Origin of the sequence: Nonomuraea cypriaca (assembly GCF_015645445.1) — a bacterium.
GTDB classification, from domain to species: domain Bacteria; phylum Actinomycetota; class Actinomycetes; order Streptosporangiales; family Streptosporangiaceae; genus Nonomuraea; species Nonomuraea cypriaca.
Window position 1 is genome coordinate 1 of sequence record NZ_JADOGI010000034.1, and the last position, 17086, is coordinate 17086.

15 protein-coding genes are annotated in these 17086 nt (G+C 71.5%); 10 read left to right on the forward strand and 5 right to left on the reverse strand.

What is annotated here, in order from left to right:
* The first annotated feature begins 220 nt into the window (after positions 1–220).
* From ITP53_RS13955 to ITP53_RS13965, 3 genes are all read left to right on the forward strand, one after another.
* Positions 221–1441 (forward strand): hypothetical protein, encoded by a 1221-nt coding sequence (locus tag ITP53_RS13955; protein ID WP_195895802.1) that lies wholly within the window; start codon positions 221–223, stop codon positions 1439–1441.
* A 277-nt stretch (positions 1442–1718) separates the two neighbouring features.
* Positions 1719–2075 (forward strand): hypothetical protein, encoded by a 357-nt coding sequence (locus ITP53_RS13960; RefSeq protein ID WP_195895803.1) that lies wholly within the window; start codon positions 1719–1721, stop codon positions 2073–2075.
* A 200-nt stretch (positions 2076–2275) separates the two neighbouring features.
* A complete protein-coding gene (locus ITP53_RS13965; protein WP_195895804.1) occupies positions 2276–4831 on the forward strand; it encodes a helix-turn-helix domain-containing protein in 2556 nt (851 codons plus the stop codon).
* A gap of 58 nt (positions 4832–4889) precedes the next feature.
* Here the strand turns inward: ITP53_RS13965 and ITP53_RS13970 are convergent, their stop codons facing one another.
* Complete coding sequence (locus tag ITP53_RS13970; RefSeq protein ID WP_195895805.1) at positions 4890–5357, reverse strand: adenylyltransferase/cytidyltransferase family protein; 468 nt, start codon at positions 5355–5357, stop codon at positions 4890–4892.
* Positions 5358–5562: 205 nt separating this feature from the next.
* On the opposite strand from ITP53_RS13970, the gene ITP53_RS13975 reads away from it, so the two are divergent.
* The gene (locus ITP53_RS13975; RefSeq protein WP_328814405.1) at positions 5563–6015 is read left to right on the forward strand and encodes an ATP-binding protein; all 453 of its coding nucleotides are present in this window, start codon (positions 5563–5565) and stop codon (positions 6013–6015) included.
* A gap of 24 nt (positions 6016–6039) precedes the next feature.
* Here ITP53_RS13975 and ITP53_RS13980 read toward each other — a convergent pair whose 3' ends face one another.
* Positions 6040–7011 (reverse strand): helix-turn-helix transcriptional regulator, encoded by a 972-nt coding sequence (locus ITP53_RS13980; protein WP_195895806.1) that lies wholly within the window; start codon positions 7009–7011, stop codon positions 6040–6042.
* 127 nt (positions 7012–7138) lie between these two features.
* Between ITP53_RS13980 and thrS the strand changes: the two genes are divergently transcribed.
* From thrS to ITP53_RS14000, 4 genes are all read left to right on the forward strand, one after another.
* Positions 7139–8383, forward strand: a complete 1245-nt coding sequence (thrS, locus tag ITP53_RS13985; RefSeq protein WP_268961035.1) for a threonine--tRNA ligase — start codon at positions 7139–7141, stop codon at positions 8381–8383.
* A gap of 87 nt (positions 8384–8470) precedes the next feature.
* Positions 8471–10489 carry a TRAP transporter permease gene (locus tag ITP53_RS13990; RefSeq protein WP_207755948.1) on the forward strand — a complete coding sequence of 673 codons (2019 nt, stop codon included), beginning with the start codon at positions 8471–8473 and terminating at the stop codon, positions 10487–10489.
* Positions 10486–11448: a TAXI family TRAP transporter solute-binding subunit gene (locus ITP53_RS13995; RefSeq protein ID WP_195895809.1), complete on the forward strand. Its 963-nt coding sequence runs from the start codon at positions 10486–10488 to the stop codon at positions 11446–11448. The genes ITP53_RS13990 and ITP53_RS13995 overlap by 4 nt, the downstream gene beginning before the upstream one ends.
* Positions 11449–11477: 29 nt before the next feature.
* Positions 11478–11924 (forward strand): DUF1850 domain-containing protein, encoded by a 447-nt coding sequence (locus ITP53_RS14000; RefSeq protein WP_207755949.1) that lies wholly within the window; start codon positions 11478–11480, stop codon positions 11922–11924.
* Here ITP53_RS14000 and ITP53_RS14005 read toward each other — a convergent pair.
* On the reverse strand, positions 11891–12859 hold the full coding sequence (locus ITP53_RS14005) for a magnesium transporter CorA family protein (RefSeq protein WP_328814408.1): 969 nt from the start codon (positions 12857–12859) through the stop codon (positions 11891–11893). The two genes, ITP53_RS14000 and ITP53_RS14005, sit on opposite strands and share 34 nt — an antisense overlap.
* On the reverse strand, positions 12859–13566 hold the full coding sequence (locus ITP53_RS14010; RefSeq protein WP_195895811.1) for a DUF72 domain-containing protein: 708 nt from the start codon (positions 13564–13566) through the stop codon (positions 12859–12861). The genes ITP53_RS14005 and ITP53_RS14010 overlap by 1 nt, the downstream gene beginning before the upstream one ends.
* Positions 13567–13638: 72 nt before the next feature.
* On the opposite strand from ITP53_RS14010, the gene ITP53_RS14015 reads away from it, so the two are divergent.
* On the forward strand, positions 13639–15177 hold the full coding sequence (locus tag ITP53_RS14015; protein ID WP_207755950.1) for a YibE/F family protein: 1539 nt from the start codon (positions 13639–13641) through the stop codon (positions 15175–15177).
* A gap of 21 nt (positions 15178–15198) precedes the next feature.
* Here ITP53_RS14015 and ITP53_RS14020 read toward each other — a convergent pair whose 3' ends face one another.
* Positions 15199–16059 carry an NAD(+)/NADH kinase gene (locus ITP53_RS14020; RefSeq protein ID WP_195895812.1) on the reverse strand — a complete coding sequence of 287 codons (861 nt, stop codon included), beginning with the start codon at positions 16057–16059 and terminating at the stop codon, positions 15199–15201.
* Positions 16060–16140: 81 nt separating this feature from the next.
* Here ITP53_RS14020 and ITP53_RS14025 point away from each other — a divergent pair, with 81 nt between their 5' ends.
* The gene (locus ITP53_RS14025; RefSeq protein ID WP_195895813.1) at positions 16141–16992 is read left to right on the forward strand and encodes a DUF72 domain-containing protein; all 852 of its coding nucleotides are present in this window, start codon (positions 16141–16143) and stop codon (positions 16990–16992) included.
* The last annotated feature ends 94 nt before the right edge of the window (positions 16993–17086 follow it).

Consider the following 17086-nt stretch of genomic DNA (forward strand, 5'->3'; position numbering starts at 1 on the left):
ACCCCTGCGCGAGCAGGCCGACGACCGGCGGCATGACGATCACCAGCACCTGCGGTGCCAGCAGGTCCGTCACCCTCTTCGCCACCAGATCGGCCGTCATGTCACGAGAGATTACGCGATCATCGACCTCACCAGGCCGACGGAGTAATGCCCTTGCTCTCCACGGCCGATTTTTGGTGCCGGAGGCTGTGCGGGCGTCACTTCGAAAGGGGAGAACGCCATGACCGAACGCCCTCCGCTCACCAGACGATCGTTCCTCACGGCCGCCGCGGCCGCCGCCCTGACCCCCACGCTGATCTCCACGCCCGCCTTCGCGATGCGCGAGCCGTATCCCTTCCCGGTGCGTCCTGGAACGCCGGAGTGGGCGCGGCTGAAGACCCGCGAGGCGCGGATACGTGCCACCCAACTGCCCGACGGGATGGCGGCGGCCATGACCACCGACGACCTCGTGTCCACCGTGCTGGACTACCCCCTGCTGTCCGAGGCGCTGGCGTTCAACAGCGTCCAGCGCGGGTTCGAGACGGTCGCCGCCCGGTTCAACGGGTTCAGCGAGTTGCTGCGCCGCCGCGACGCCGGTCCCGCGCTGCTGTCCCGGTACGCGGCGCTGGACGTCCACGTGCCGACGTCCGCCGACCTTCTGGCGGCGGGCACGCACGTGGTGGATGTGTGGCGGCTGGAGACGCTGCTCGCCCAGCCGGAGGTGCTCGGCACATTGTCCGCCGGGGAGACGGCGTCGGCCCTGCGCACCGCCCACCAGACGTACGCGGTCAAGCAGGCCGAGCAGGCGTACGGTCCAGCCGGGCTGGAGCCGACCGCGACGCTGCTCGGCCGCGCGCTGGCCACCCGCGAGGGGTGGACGTGGAACCATCTGCCCCTGCTGAGCGACGGGATCGCCCCGACCACGGCGGAGGCGAGCGCCGTCGTCCGGGCGGTCGAGCAGCACTTCGCCGAACCCGGTAAGACCCACCGGGTGAGAACACCCAACACGACCATGGACCACCTGAGCACCGTCTACACCGCCAGAGGCACGCCGGTCACCGTCTCGGTGCACACCATCGAGCTGAGCGCGGCGCTGATCGCGAAGTACAACGGCGAGGCGGACTTCTTCTACATCGACGCCACCCGGGAGACCGACGCGACGCGCACGTACAACTGCCATGCCTACGCCTGGTACTCCACGTCCCCCTTCGGGAACGTGTGGATGAACGACCCGGGCGACAACACGTACTGGCTGGACGGCACCTACAGGCAGTGGTTCTCCCCCGAGACCTACAGGAACAGCATGAGGTGGTCGTGGGTCCACGGCGACCACTCCGGCGTCGAGGTAGACGCCACCGGCGTCATCGTGTCGAAGTGGGGTCAGTGGGGACGTATGCGCCACGCTTGGCACGACAGCCCCTACGTGGATTCGGTGACGTACAAGTATTACCGCAACCAGTGAGCGATGACATGAGTCTCCGGCCATTGTCGGCATTCCTCGAATTCGCCTGCGCACAGCGTCCGGCTGGAGAGATCAACCGACCAGAGTAAAGGGTTTACTCATGGGCGGCCCGCCGGACGGCGCCGGCTACTCACCGGACAGCCCCATTCAGTCGAACGCGGTCGGCGCGCCACGACGACCAGGGAGTAGCCATTGCTCTAGTGGCCTCTGAGCGATCTTCATAATCTGCGATGGAAAAGCCCGGGCAAGTGGCGGTCACGTCAAAGGAGAAAAGGAAATGGCGAATCGATTCAAGGTTCTCATGGCTCTGATCGCGGCGGCCGCGTTCGTCACGCTGCCCGCCGCGCCGGCCAACGCCGCGGTCGGCACCGTGTGCGCCTGGAGTGTCCCCGCCGGCTGGGTGAAGACCAACGATCAGTGGGATCCGACCCGCTGCGGCAACCCCACCGCCATCGTCAACAACGTCTGGACCATCGAGACCTACTACGACAAGAACATCGGCGCGGTCATGAACGTCTGCCGCGGCTGGGTCCCCACCGGCTGGACCACGATCAGCTCGCGCTGGGACCCGACCCGCTGCGACCACCCGACCGCGATCTACGACAACGTGTACACCATCCGGCGTTTGTTCTGACGACCCGCACCTCGGCATGACCCCGGCCCGGACGCGTCACCCGACGTGTCCGGGCCTTCGTTTCCCCCGAACCGATGTCCTGACTCACCGTAGTGCCACTGTTAGAACAGTCGGCCTCATCTAGGCATCCCCCTCCAGGCATGGGATCACTGGAATCCGTGATCCGCATATCCACGGAGAATCCCTGCGAGGTCGGTGCGATGACTGATGCACATCCGGCACCAGATTCATGGCCTTTCCTGGGCCGGGAACGCGAGCTGGAGACGATTCTCCGGGCATGCCGTACGGGGGGCGGTGTCGTCCTGGCCGGGGCCGGCGGCGTGGGCAGGACCCGGCTGGCTCGGGAGGCGCTGTCCCGCGTCGCCGCCACGCCGGAATGCGCCCATTGGGTGACGGCGACGCGTGCGGGGGCGGCCATCGCGTTCGGGGCGCTCGCGCATCTCCTGCCGGAGGAGGTCCGGCTCGACGGCGACCCGCTGGCGGTCCTGCGCCAGCTCACCCGCCGCTTCGAGGAGGCCAGAGGGCCGCGGCCGGTCCTCGTCGTGGACGACGCGCATCTGCTGGATCCGGCCTCCGCCGCGTTCGTGCACCATCTCGCCACGCGCGGGCTCGCCTTCCTGATCGTCACCCGCCGGGCGGGCGAGCCCGCCTGCGACGCGATCGTCGCCCTGACGAAGGAGGAGTTGCTCACCCGGATCGATCTCGCGCCCCTTCCCGTCTCCGTGCTGGCCGAGCTGCTCGACGCCCATTTCGGCCACCCGCTCGACGCGGTCAGCCGACGCGAGCTCGCCCGGCTCAGCGGCGGCCTGCCGCTGATGCTGAGGGAGCTGCTCCACGCGCTCCACGCGGCCGACGTGCTCAGGCGAGTGCACGGCATCTGGCGATGGACCGGCCGCCTGCCCGTGCCGAGGCGGCTCGCCGAGGCGATCGACGAGCAGCTCGGCGGCGTGGACGAGAGCGTTCGCGCGCTGCTGGAGATCGTCGCCTGCGCCGAGCCGGCGCCGGTCGCGGCGCTGGACGGGATGGCCGACGAGCAGGCGCTGGCCACCGCGGAGCAGAGCGGCCTCGTGGTCATGGAGACGGTCGAGGACCGGCTGGTCGCGCGGCTGGCCCATCCGCTGCACGGAGAGGTGATCAGGGCCACTCTCTCGTCCGCACGCGCGCGGGCGCTGTGGGCGCGGATGTCCAAGATCATCACGGTACGGAGCTGGCTGCTGGACGCGGGCATACCCCTCGAGCCAGCCATCCTCCTCGCGGCCGCGCGGACGACGCTGACCCGCCTCGACCACGGCCTGGCCGAGCGGTTCGCCAGGGCGGCGCGGGCACGGGACGGAGGCGACGCGGCGGACCTGGTGCTCGCCGAGATCCTGGCCCATCAGGGCCGCTACGAAGAAGCGGCGGACGTACTCCCGCCCCTGGCGCCACCCGACGGCCCCCAGCTCGCCCGATGGGCGATCACCTCGGCGGCGGTCGCGTACGGGGAGCGGTGCGACGTCGTGGCGGCGGAGCGCGCGCTGGCCCGCGCGGCGGAGCACGGAGGGCACGCCGGGACCACAGCCGTCCGGTACTGGATCATGCTGTCCGAGGGCCGGGGGAAGGAGGCTCTGGACGCCGGGCCGGCGGCCCCGAGCTCGTCCGGCTCCGCGGTGTGGGTGTCGGCCTGCGTGATCACGGCGGCCGGACTGGGCGGGCGGCTCGCCACGGCGGCGGACACCTACCGCCGGGGCCTCGCCGACGCGCACGACCGGCCCTGGGAACGTGCGCCGATCGGGTACGCCTACTGCCTGGCCCTGCTCGCGAACGGCCGCCCGCACGACGCCGGACTGCTGGCCGAGCGCGAGTACGAGATCGCCCTGGCCGGCGGGACCGCGGCCGTCGTCGGCGGATGGACGGCCTGCCGCGGCGCGGTGGCCAAGGCCCAGGGCAGGGTCGAGACGGCGGCCCGGGCCTTCCACGAGGCCATCGCCCTGCTGGACGGTCACGACCTCGGCCACATGGGCCTGCTCTGCCACGCCGAACTCGCGGGCGCGGCGGCACTCGCCGGCGACACCGCTCTCGCCGCGGCGTGGTCGCACCGCGCCGACCGGTACCCGCACGCCGGCCCGCTCCTGCGGCCCTGGATCGAGCTCGACCGCGCCTGGTCCATGGCCGCCGGAGGAAACGTCTCCGGCGCCGCCGCGCACGCCAGGCAGGCCGCGGAGCACGCGCGCCACGCGGGGCAACCGGCCATCGAGGCCACCGCGCTCTACGACGCGGCCCGGCTGGGCGACGCGCGGGTCGTACGCCGCCGGCTGGCCGTACTCGCGGGCGACCTCGGCACCCCGGCCGCCGCGGCGATGAGCACGGCGGCGGCCGGGCTGGCCGAGCCCGAGGCCGGCGCGCTGGACCGGGCGGCGGACGCGTTCGTGCGGTTGGGCCTGTGGCTGCACGCCGCCGAGACCGCGACCGCCGCCGCCAGGACGCACCAGCGGGCCGGGCGCCTCACCCACGCCCATCGATCGCTGGAGAAGGCCGCCGTGCTGCGCGGCCACTGCCCCCAGGCCAGGACCCCGCTCCTCGACACCACGCGACCGGTGGACGTCCTGACCCGGCGCGAGCGCGAGGTCGTCCTGCTCGCGGCGGCCAGGTGCCGCAGCAGGGAGATCGCCATCCGTCTGGGCCTGTCCGTGCGCACAGTGGACAACTACCTCTGCCGCGCCTACGCCAAGCTCGGCGTCTCCGGCCGGACGGAGCTCGCCGACCTTCTCCCCCGTTGAGCCGACGCGCGCGCACATTGAGCCGACCCCGTTGACGCCGATCCCGCTGAGCGGCCGATCAGCCCTTGCCGGCGGCGTTGACGATGCGGGTGGTGGAGCGGTCGGGGATGGCGGCGAGTTCCCAGCAGTCGGCCCCGATGATGGCGGCCGCGGCGGCGCGGGCGCCGGCGTGCGGGTCACCGGCCGTGTGCGCGAGCGCCCCCGGCCGCATCGGCTTGAGCAGGTCGATGTAGTCCTCTGGCCCGTGCGCCGAGGGCGGCCCCGTCACGATGAAGACGCCGCTCACGAAGCGGAGCGCGGCCAGCACCTCCGCCCGCTCGGCCGACGGGTTGAACGGCCGGGTGGGCCCCTTCCATGCGCGTACGCGCGGATCGTCCTCGACGCCGACGACGAGGGGCAGCCCGCGCGCGGCCACCGCGCCCAGATAGCGCACGTGCCCCACGTGCAGGATGTCGAAGACGCCGGTCACGACCGCCGCCCCCGGCCGGTCGTACGGCTGCACCCAGACGGCCTCCAGGCTGCTCACGCGACCTCCTCAGACGGCCGGGCGAGTAGGCTGCTGTGCACGTTTGCTCCCCCACGGGCCTAACGACTCGTCGATCGCAGCGTACAAGGTCGGCCCCGGCGGCCGCGCAGGCGACCATGGGAAAGGGCATTCCTACCTTTTGGCGATGCTCTCCCCGCCCGGTGTGGCGCGTCTCATGACGTCACCTGCTTTGGGGGAGGTCGCCGTGGCATCGCCGGACTCTAGCCGCGTCAACGGGGGTGATTCACCCGGCTCCCGCGATCTCGTGGCCCGGCTGCCTGGGGTTCCCTCCCAGGTGTCCAGGGCCAGGGGGCTCGTGACGGCCGCGCTGGGCCGCGATCATCCGCTGTACGACGACGTCGTCCTGCTCACCAGCGAGCTGGCCACGAACGCGGTCCTGCACACCGGTTCCGGCGCGGGCGGCTCGTTCACGGTGACCGTGACGAGCTCGGAGACGGCGGTGCGGGTGCACGTGGCGGACTCGGGATCGGACGGGCCGCCGTGCGTGTGCCGTACGAGCACGCAGTCGACAAGCGGACGTGGCCTGCCGCTGGTCGAGGCGCTCAGCCACCGCTGGGGCTTCATCCGCGAGGACGGCTCGACGACGGTCTGGTTCGAGGTGCTGCAGGCCCGGGTGACGGCCGGGGCGGCCGTCTGAGTCCACGAGTGAGCATGTCCGCGTCTAGACGTCCAGACGGCACAGGCCCTCGGCGAGGGCCTTGGTGGTGAGCCTGGTGCGGCTGTCGCAGCCCAGTTTGGCGAAGATGTGCTCCAGGTGGGTCGTCACGGTGCGGACGCTGAGCACCAGCGCGGCGGCGATCTGCGGGTTGGAGTCGCCGGCCGCCACCCTGGACAGCACGTCGACCTCGCGCCCGGTGAGGTCGTAAGGGAGCGGGCACGGCCGCTCGGCCGCGATGGCGCCCTGCAGCGCCCCCTGGAAGCCGACGCCCGCCCTGATCATCCGCAGCTCGTGCCAGCGCCCGTCGCGGTCGAGCCAGAGCCCGTGCCTGCTCAGCTCGCGCGAGTCGATGAACGCCCGCGCGAACGCCGCCACCGCCGGATCGGCCCACAGCACCTCGGACACCTCGTGACCGGGCACCTCGCGCCGCGTCCCCAACCGGTCGAACGCGACCGCGCGGAATTCCCTCGGCAGCCCGACCGGATCGATCACGCACCTGGTCAGGTCGGTGACGTGGGCCAGCATCGGGCTGACCGCCGCAACCAGCACGCCCGTGAGCCGGGGGAAGGCGTCCTTGGCGGCCAGGTGCAGCAGCCCCGTGTAGCGGCCCTCGTTCAGGAACAGCGGCGCCGTCAGCCCGGCCCGCCACCCGTAGGGGGCGAGGTGGCGGCGGAAGTAACGCTCTGTGCCCGGCTCGGGCATGCTCACCGGCGCCCTGGTGGCGATCGCCCTGCGGTACGCCTCCAGCCCGGCGTACTCCTCGGCGGCGTCCCGATCGATGCGCCGGTGACCGTCGGAGACGACGCTGAGGTGCCGCCCCGTGACGGGGTCGAAGGCGACGAACTCGTAGGCGTCGAGCGGGACCACCCTGCGCAGCGCCGTCATCGCGCCGTGCGCTCCCCCGCCGCCCGCCACCTCGTAGCCGACCTCGGCGAACGCCTGTAACCCGCGGACGTCCAGGGTGATCTCGACCACGGCCTCTTTATATCATCGCCGAATCTTGACCTCGCTTGACGACGAGCGTACGCCGCCGCCTCGGTGCTAAGGTCGATTCCATGCAGCGCGCCAATGTCACGACGACGCCGGACCCCGTCCCGGCGCGCTGAATCCATGCTTCCCGGGCGGACGCCCGGGATGCTGGTCGTTCGCCCTTTCCACGCAAAGGACGATCATGAACGACCACCGCAGGCTCGGCCGCGAGCTGGGCATCTTCGACACCGATCCGCTGATCGGCTCCGGCCTCCCCTACTGGCTGCCCGCCGGCGCGGCCGTGCGCAAGGCCATCGAGGACTACGTCCACGAGCTGGAACGCCGCAACGGCTACCAGCACGTCAACTCGCCCGTGCTCGGCAAACGCGAGCTGTACGAGATGTCCGGCCACTGGGCCCACTATTCGGCGGACATGTTCCCGCCCATGAACGTGGGCGGCGAGGAGTTCGTGCTGCGCCCCAGCCTGTGCCCGCACCACGCGCTCATCTACCGCTCGCGCGGCCGCAGCCACCGGGAGCTGCCGCTGCGCGTGGCCGAGCTGGGCGGCATGTACCGCTCGGAGCCGTCCGGCGTCCTCGGCGGCCTGACCAGGGTGCGCTCGATCCAGCTCAACGACGGGCACGTGTTCTGCGCGCCCGAGCAGGCCGCCGCCGAGGTGTCGGCCGCGCTCGACCTGATCGAGACCGCGCACGCCCAGCTCGGCATCGAGGCCGCGCGTTACCGGCTGTCGCTGCGCGGGGAGGGTGACAAGTTCGTCGACGACCCCGGCATGTGGGCCCGTTCTGAGGCGGTGCTGCGCGAGGTGCTGAAGGAGCGCGGCCGCGCCTACGACGAGGAACGCGGCGAGGGCGCCTTCTACGGGCCGAAGATCGACATCCAGATCGCCGACCCCGCCGGGCGCGAGAGCACCCTGTCGACCGTTCAGGTGGACCTCTACCAGCCGGAGCGCTTCGACCTGCGTTACGCGGGCGGGCACCGGCCCGCCATGGTGCACCGCAGCATCGTCGGCGGCATCGAGCGCCTGGTCGCGCACCTCATCGAGGTTCACGGAGGCGCGTTCCCCACCTGGATGGCGCCGGTGCAGGCGGTGGTGCTGCCGCTGTCGGACGAGCAGTCGGCCGCCGCCGGGGACCTGCTGCGCCGGTGCCTGGACGCCGGGCTGCGGGCGGAGCTGGCGCCCGCAGGCCGGGGCAGCCTCGGGGCCCGGATCAGGGCGCACCGGCTGGTGCCGTACCAGCTGGTGGTGGGGCCCAGGGAGGCGGCGAGCGGGGAGGCGGCGGTACGCCTGCGCGACGGCAGCCAGGCGGGCGCCGTGCCGGTCGAGCGGCTGGCGGCCGGGGCGCGGCCTTCGTACTGAAAGAACAATCAATCAGGTAACGGAGTCTTCCCACGCGGTGTAAACGACTCGTAAAGTCCCTGCAACGCCGTGTTCGGGGAGGACGACTTGACCGAGCTGAGCGATCGAGAGGCCGAGCTGGTTTCCGCCCACGAGCAGGAGCATCCGGCTCGGCGGCTCGGCGGGGTCCTGCGGCTCGGCGTGTGGATCGTGGGCGGGCTGTTGTCCGCCTATTCGCTGGTGGTGGTGTTCCGGCCGGTGGAGGCCCTGGAGCACCGGATGACGTTCCTGGCGGTGGCGCTGCCGCTGGTCTTCCTGTGTTACCGCTCGGGCCTGGCCTCGCTGGTGCACCGGCTGCGCGCCAGGGCCCGGGGTGGCGAGCCTGATCCGCTGACCGAGGAGACGCCACCGCAGGAGACGCCGCCGCGGGAGGCGCGGCGCGCGGAGCGGCCGAGCGTGGCCGACTGGCTGCTGGCCGCCGCCGCGCTGGCGGTGCTGGTCTACCCGCTGCTCGACATGGACGCGTTCCGTGAGCGGGGCTCGGGCGCCGCGCTGACGGACCTCGACATCCTGGCCGGCCTGGTGCTGACGGTGCTGCTGCTGGAGGCGGTACGCCGGACCGTCGGCTGGTCATTCGCCATCATTTGCATACTTTTCCTGATTTATGCCTATTACGGCGCATATTTGCCCATTGACTGGACGATCGGGCATCGCGGGTTCGACCTCGGTCAGATCGTCTCGCAGCTCTACACCGGCACCGAGGGCTTCTTCGGCGTCCCCATGCAGGTGGCCGCCAGCTACATCATCCTCTTCACCGTCTACGGCGCCGTGCTGGAGTTCTCGGGCGCGAGCCGGTTCTTCATCGACCTGAGCTTCGCCGCCTTCCGCCGGTCCCGCGCCGCTCCCGGCCGTACCGTCACCATGGCGGGCTTCCTGCTGGGCACGGTGTCCGGCTCGGGCGTGGCCACCACGGTGAGCCTGGGCAGCGTGGCCTGGCCGGTGCTGCGGCGGGCCGGCTACCCGAAGGAGCCGGCGGGCGGCATCCTGGCCGCCGGCGGCATCGGCGCCATCCTGTCCCCGCCCACGCTGGGCGCGGCGGCGTTCATCATCGCCGAATACCTCCGGGTGAGCTACCTCGAGGTGCTCCTGTACGCGACGATCCCCACGATCCTCTACTACCTGGGCATCTTCCTGGCCATCGAGATCGACTCACGCCGCTTCGGCACCCACGCCGTCCAGGTGGACGCGCCCAAGGCCGGGCGGCTGCTGCTGCGCTTCGGCTACCACTTCAGCTCACTGATCGTCATCATCGTGCTGATGGCGCTGGACCGGTCGGCGTTCCAGGCGGTGGTGATCGCCACGGCGATCGCGTTCGCGCTGTCGTTCCTCGACCCCCGGCACCGGATGGGCCCCAAGCGGATCGGGCAGGCGCTGGCCAAGGGCACGCTGGAGGTGCTGCCTGTCACCGCGGTGTGCGCGGCGGCGGGCATCATCGTCGGTGTCATCACCCAGACGGGCCTCGGGCTGAACCTCAGCGCGATCATCGTGGACGTCGCCGCCGGCAGCCTGATCCTGACCACGCTCATGTCCGCCGTCGCGGTCCTGCTGCTGGGCCTGGCGGTGCCGGTGACCGCGAGCTTCATCATCGCCGCCGTGATCATCGGTCCCGCGCTCACGACGCTGGGCGTGACACCGGCCGAGGCGTACATGTTCGTGTTCTACTACGCGGTGCTGTCGGAGGTGAGCCCGCCCACGGCGCTGTCCGCGGTGGCGGCGGCCGCGATCACCGGCGGCAACACGTACCGGACGATGATGCTGACCTGGCGTTACACGCTGCCGGCCTTTCTGGTGCCGTTCGCGTTCGTGCTGACGCCGAACGGCCAGGCGCTGCTCGGTCAGGGGCCGATCGGCACCGTGCTGCTGATGACCGCCGTCTCGGCGGTCGCCGTGGCGGCGCTCGCCCTGGCCACCGGCGGCCTGCCCGGCCTGCCCGAGCGGCTGCTCGCGGCCGTGGCCGCGGTGCTGCTGCTGTTCCTCGAGCCCGTCCCCATCGTCGCGGGCCTGGCCGTGCTCGCCGTGGCCGGCGCCATGCATCTCATCAGATCCAGGAGAAGGGACCCAGCGTGAAGCGGATCTTTGCGATAGTCGCCGCGGCCGTCCTGACGGCGGCGGGGTGCGGGGGCGGTGGAGCCGGAGGCGGCGGAGGCGGGTCGGGCAACCGGCTGTCGATCGCCACGGGCGGCACGACGGGCGTCTACTACGTCTACGGCGGCGGCCTGGCCAAACAGCTGTCGGCGAACATCGCCAACACCCAGGCCACCGCGTCGGTCACCTCGGCCTCGGTCGAGAACATCAAGCTGCTCGCGAGCGGCAAGGCCGACATCGGCTTCTCCCAGGCCGACACCGCTGCTGACGCGGTCAACGGCAAGGACACGTTCACCGCGAAGCAGCCGATCAAGGCCATCGCCCGCATCTACGACAACTACGCCCACGTCGTGGTGGCCCCCGGCGTCGAGGCGACCAGGGTGGCCGACCTGAAGGGCAAGCGCGTCTCGCTCGGCCCGGCCAACTCCGGCACCCAGGTCGTGGCCAGGCGCATGATGCAGGCGGCCGGACTGAACCCCGACACCGACATCAGCAAGCAGCAACTGTCGATCAACGAGGCGGTGCAGGCCGCCAAGGACGGCACGATCGACGCGTTCTTCTGGGTCGGCGGGCTGCCCACGGCGGGCATCACCGACCTGGCCACGAGCAAGCCGGACACGAAGCTGCTCGACGCGAGCGACGTGCTGGAGAAGATGCGGGCCACGCACGGCGAGCAGTACGTCGGGCTCGACGTCGACCTGGCGGCGACGTACAAGCTGACCGGCTCGATCAAGACCGTCACCATTCCGAACGTGCTGCTGGTGCCCGACAAGATGAGCGAGCAGCTCGCGTACGACATCACCAAGACCCTGTTCACGAAGAAGGCCGAGCTGACGGCCGTCCACCCGGAGGCGGAGAAGCTCGACGTCGAGCTGGGCCGGCAGGTGGCCCCGGTCGAGCTGCACCCCGGTGCCGCCCGCTATTTCCAGGAACAGGGCTGACCAGGCTGCTCCTGGCGCTGGCGATGGTGATGGCGCTCGGCTCCGGCGGCGGCGCCGGGCGTCTCACCGTGAACGGCCTGCCCGTCGCCGGCGGCTTCGCCATCGGCTACGTGCATTCCGTCTACCGGGCGCCGTCCGCGGAGGTGTTCACCGTGGAGGGCCGTCGGTTCACCATGCGGGCGATCGTCTCGGCCAGCGAGAACGTGCTCGACTACTACGCCGTCGCGGGCGGCCGCTCCCGCACGCCGGCCGGCCTGTGGGTGCTCCGGCTGGCCAGGCCGGCCACGTACGACGAGTTGTCGCTGCTCACCACCTCGATCGGGCGCAGGACCCTGCTGGCGGGCGGGCGCTGCCTGCCGCTCTACCCCGCCACGGGAGCCGCCGAGGTGTGGCTCACGGTGCGGCTCACGCCCGACGTCCACGGCGAGCCGTGCCGTCCGCCCTACAACCAGTCCTTCCTCTTGAACACCATGTAGAGCGCCACCGAGGTCACGGCCACCAGGAAGCCGGACATCCAGAACCCCCAGCCCTGCCCCGACCCCGGGTAGGGGACGTTCTGCCCGTAGAAGCCGGTGATCATGGTGGGCACGGCGATGATCGCGGCCCAGCTCGTGACCCGCTTCATGATCTCGTTCAGCCGGAAGCCCTGCTGGGACAGGCGGGTCTCGCGGACGTTCGCGAGCATGTCGCGGATCGACTCCACCCACTCGTTGACGCGCAACACGTGGTCGTAGACGTCCTCGTAGTACGGCGCCAGTACCGGATCGGCCACGATCTCCTGGTCGCGACGCAGCAGCGTGCCGACCACCTCCCGCATCGGCATCGTGATCTTGCGGAGCCTGGTGGTGTTCTTGCGCAGCACGTACATGGTGCGCTGCAGCTCCCTGCCGTCCCGCACCTCGTCCTCGAACAGCGACTCCTCCAGCGCCTCCGCCTGCCCGTCGAGGTCCTGGACCAGGGCGAACTGGCTGTCCACCACGTAGTCGAGCAGACCGTGCAGCAGGAACGCCACGCCGTGTCCCGCCCTGCGGGAGGTGGCGTCCCACCGCCTGGTCACGGCGCCGATGTCGAAGTGGTCGTTCTCGCGTACGGTGACCAGGGCGTTGGCGGTGACGAAGACGTTCACCTCGACGGGGTCGAGGTGGCCGTCGTCGAAGTGGACGCCGTACACGGTGATGAACAGATGGTTGTCGTAGACGTCGACCTTCGGCCGCTGGTGGTCGGAGAGCACGTCCTCGACGGCCAGCTCGTGCAGCCCGAGCTCCTCACCGATGACGCCGAGGTCCTCCGGCGACGGCGAGCACAGGTCGAACCACACCGTGTTGCCCGGATCCGCCACATAGTCGGAGACCTCCTCGACGGGGAAACCCTCCTTCTCCAGGACACCGTTTCTGTACAGGCGTGTGTGCACTAGGCGAGTCTGGCAAATCGCCTCGCGTTACGCACGGCGGCCCCTCCCGGATCGTTGTTGAAGTAGACGTAGGCGTCCGGCCAGCCCGCCTCGCGCACCCGGCGGGCCCACGTCCTGAGCGCTGTGTCGCCGTACGCCCATCCGGCGGAGCCCTCGTGCAGGCGCACGTACCCCCACCCGGCGGTGCGCCAGAACGGCGCCTGCGGCCGGCCCAGCCGGTCCCCCCAGCACAGCGCGGCGGCGTGCGCCGTCAGGATGGCGCGCACCTCCTCGGTCCACCAGGACTCGTGCCGCGGCTCCACGGCCACCCGCACGCCGGCGGGGAAGCAGCCCAGGCACCGGTCGAGCCGCCCGGGATCCACCTTCAGCGTCGGCGGGAGCTGCAGCAGGATCGGCCCGAGCTTGTCCTTCAGCCCCGCCGCCGCCCCCATGAGCCTGCGCACCGGCTCCTCCGGGTCGGCCAGCCGCTTGATGTGGGTGAGGAACCTGCTGGCCTTGACGGCCATCACGAACCCGCCGGGCGTACGGTCCCGCCAGGAGGCGAACGACTCGAGGCTCGGCAGCCGGTAGAAGGCGTTGTTGCTCTCGACCGTGCTGAACTCCGCCGCGTACGTCTCCAGCCAGAGCCGCTGCGGCACGCCCTCCGGATACAGGACACCGCGCCAGTGCTTGTACTGCCACCCCGAGGTGCCCACGAGCAACGCCATGCTTTTACGCCTACCCACCCGCCGCCGTGCACTACTGTCACAAGTCGTCAGCCGAGGAGGAACCTTTACCCGATGGGCGCCAACCACGCGCACGGCACCACCCCGCCCGCCTCGCGACGTACCGTCGTGGCCGGGCTGGCCGTCCTGGTGCCGCTGGCCCTCGTCACCCTGGCGAGCCTGCTGTGGCTCTGGCCGGAGGGCCGGCAGGACACCGGCCAGGCGGCGCCGCAGTCCACCGTCGAGCGGCTCACCGGGACGGTCACCGGCGTCACGCTCAAGCGCTGCCCGGCCACGGCGGAAGGGTCGCCCCAGCCCGACCCGGCCACCTGCGGGACGGCCACCGTCCGCGTCGGCGAGGGGCCTGACGTGGGCAAGGACGTCACGCTCCGGCTGCCCGGCGCGCCAGGGTCGCAGCGGTTCGCCGTGGACGACGACGTGGTCCTGCTGCGTGACGCGGAGGGCGCGTACCAGATCTCGGATCACGACCGGGCGGTGCCGCTGTGGCTGTTCGGGGCCGCGTTCGCGCTGGCGGTGATCGCCTTCGGGCGCTGGCGCGGGGTGCGGGCGCTGGCCGGGCTGGCGATCACGTTCGTGTTCCTGCTGACGTTCGTGATCCCGGGCATCCTGGAGGGCAGGCCGCCCATGCTGGTCGCCATCGTGGGGTCGGCGGCGATCATGCTCATCGTGCTCTACCTCACGCACGGCTTCTCCCTGCCCACGTCGATGGCCGTGCTCGGCACGCTGGGCAGCCTCGCGCTCACGGGGCTGCTGTCGTACTTCGCGCTGGGGTTCGCACAGCTCAACGGCATCACCGACGACGTCGGGCTGACGCTCGGGATGAGCCTGCCGATCGACACGCAGGGGTTGCTGCTGGCCGGCATCATCATCGGCGCGCTCGGAGTGCTCGACGACGTCACGGTCACGCAGGCGGTGACGGTGGCCGAGCTGGCGCGGGCCAACCCGTCGTACGGGTTCGCCCGCCTCTACCGGGCGGCCGGCCGGATCGGCCGCGCGCACATCGCCTCAGTGATCAACACCATCATCCTGGCGTACGCGGGGGCCTCGCTGCCGCTGCTGCTGTTGTTCAGCATCGGGGCGCAGCCGCTCGGTGAGGTGCTGACGACGCCGGTCATCGCGCAGGAGATCGTCCGCAGCGTCGTGGGCACGCTCGGGCTCATCGCCGCAGTCCCCATCACCACCGCCCTCGCCGCCCTGACGGCCTCCCACCACCGTGAACCCCCCACCGAGCCCACCCGGCCCGGCACCGGACACGACGGCCACCACACGGCCGGGCCCCCCACCCGGCACGACGGCTTCTTCACGCCGCAACCGAACTTCCCACCGCAGCCCGACCGGGACGACTTCTTCGCACCACAGCCCGACCGGGACGACTTCTTCGCACCGCAGCCCGACCGGGACGACTTCTTCGCACCGCAGCCCGACCGGGACGACTTCTTCGCACCACAGCCCGATCAGGACGGCTTCTTCGCGCCGCAGGGCGACCGGGACGGCTTCTCCGGCCCGCGGCCGCGCCGGGAGGAGGCCGCGCCGCCGCCCGAGCCGACGGCCGAGCGCCCGCCCCGGCACCGCCGCCGCCGCGCGAACACCTAGGACCGAGCCCCCTGCGACCGCTCAGTAGGCGTCGAGGCTGCCGTCCACCCGGAGCTTGCGCCGCGCCCGATCGTAGAAGGTGGTGGTGCCCAGCCGCACCACCTTCGCCGCCCCCGGCCACGCCCTGACCGTGACGTGGTCACCCGGGCGCATGTATCCGACCACGGCCCCGTCGACCTCCACCGCCAGCCGGCCGCTGGAGGGCAGCACCTCCAGCCTCACCTCCTCGTCGGCGGGCAGCACCAGGGCCCGGTTGAACGCGGAGTGCGCCGCGGCGGGCACGACGAGCACCGCCTCCACCCGGGGCGACACGATGGGCCCACCGGCGGAGAAACTGTAGGCGGTGGACCCGGTGGAGGTCGCCACGATGACCGCGTCGGAGGCGAAGCGTACGAAATCGCTGCCCGCCGCGGTGACGGACACGGCCGCCAGCCCCTCCCCGGGGGTGCGGACGAGCGCGATGTCGTTGAACGCGGTCACCTCCACGCCCCCGACCTCGCTCCTGATCGCCATGCGCGGCTCGATCGTGTAGCGGTGTTCGTCGATGGCCGAGAGCGTGCCGGCCAGCTCCTCCACGTCGATCTCGGCCAGGAAGCCGAGCCGCCCGAGGTTGACCCCCAGGACGGGGGTCGGGCGTCCGGCGATCAGCCGCATGGTGCGCAGCATCGTCCCGTCGCCGCCGAGCCCGACCAGCAGGTCGGCCCGCTCGACGAGGGCGGTGGTGTCGACCGGCACGGCGGTGCAGTCGATCCTCCCGACCTCCTCGGGCAACCCGAGCACGGTGACGCCGTTGTCGGCGGCCCAGCGCAGGATGGTGTCTATCGCCTTCTTGGAGTCGCGCTGCGGATGCAACACCAGCCCGACCGTCCCGACCATGCCCATGGCACCAGCCTATGCGCCGAAGGGAAGGCGGCTTGACCGTCAGGGAACGTGTTGCGCCCGGGGATGCAATACCGTCGGATCATGCGGCTTCATGTGGGATGCGCGATGTGGACGCACGCACGCTGGCAGGGCCGGTTCCTGCCTGACGGGCTCCCTCCCGGGGAGCGCCTGCGCGCCTACGCGACGTGGTGTGACGCCGTCGAAGGCAACACGACGTTCTACGCGACCCCGGCGCGGAGCACGGTGGAGTCGTGGGCCGGCCAGACCGATCCGGGCTTCAGGTTCGTCGTCAAGCTGCCCAAGACCATCACCCACGAACGCCGCCTCACCGGCGCGGACGACGATCTGCGCGCCTTCCTGGAGGCCATCGAGCCGTTAGGACCGCGGGCCCACGCCTTGTGGGTGCAGTTGCCCGGTTCGTTCTCCCCGGCCGACCTCGGCGCCCTGGCGGCCTTCCTGCGCCGCCTGCCGGGTTCGTACCGTTACGCCGTCGAGGTCCGCCACCCCGCGTTCTTCGCGGAGGAGCGCTCTGAACGACTCCTCGAACGCGTCCTCGCAGGCTCCGGCGCCGAGTGGGTGCCCTTCGACACCACCGCCCTCTTCCAGAGCCCGCCCACCAGCGACGCCGAGCGCGACGCGTGGACCAAGAAGCCGCGCGTGCCGCGCCGCGACCGCGCGCTGACCGCCCACCCGATCGTCCGCTACCTGGGAAGGGACGCCGAGGACCGTACGGTCGAAGGCTGGCGGCCGTGGCTCGACACGGTCACCGGCTGGCTGCGCGAGGGGCGCTCGCCGACGGTCTTCATCCACACGCCGGACAACGCCGACGCGCCGGCGCTGGCCCGCCGCTTCCACGACGAGGTACGGGCCCGCCTGCCCGCACTCGAGCCGCTACCCGAGCCGATGCCGGCCGAGCCCCTGACCCTCTTCTGATCAGGAACCCCGCCCCTCTGATCAGGGACCGGCCCGTCTGTTCAGGGACCCGCCCGCCTTCTGGGGACCGGCCTGGCTGATCAGGGACCGGCCC

Excerpts from the sequence above, each read along its gene's own strand:
- ITP53_RS13965 (WP_195895804.1), top strand. The coding sequence starts at position 2,276 with ATGACTGATGCACATCCGGCACCAGATTCATGGCCTTTCCTGGGCCGG.
- ITP53_RS14025 (WP_195895813.1), top strand. The coding sequence starts at position 16,141 with ATGCGGCTTCATGTGGGATGCGCGATGTGGACGCACGCACGCTGGCAG.
- ITP53_RS13955 (WP_195895802.1), top strand. The coding sequence starts at position 221 with ATGACCGAACGCCCTCCGCTCACCAGACGATCGTTCCTCACGGCCGCC.
- ITP53_RS14000 (WP_207755949.1), top strand. The coding sequence starts at position 11,478 with ATGGCGCTCGGCTCCGGCGGCGGCGCCGGGCGTCTCACCGTGAACGGC.
- ITP53_RS14020 (WP_195895812.1), bottom strand. The coding sequence starts at position 16,059 with ATGGGCATGGTCGGGACGGTCGGGCTGGTGTTGCATCCGCAGCGCGAC.
- ITP53_RS13960 (WP_195895803.1), top strand. The coding sequence starts at position 1,719 with ATGGCGAATCGATTCAAGGTTCTCATGGCTCTGATCGCGGCGGCCGCG.
- ITP53_RS14015 (WP_207755950.1), top strand. The coding sequence starts at position 13,639 with ATGGGCGCCAACCACGCGCACGGCACCACCCCGCCCGCCTCGCGACGT.
- ITP53_RS14010 (WP_195895811.1), bottom strand. The coding sequence starts at position 13,566 with ATGGCGTTGCTCGTGGGCACCTCGGGGTGGCAGTACAAGCACTGGCGC.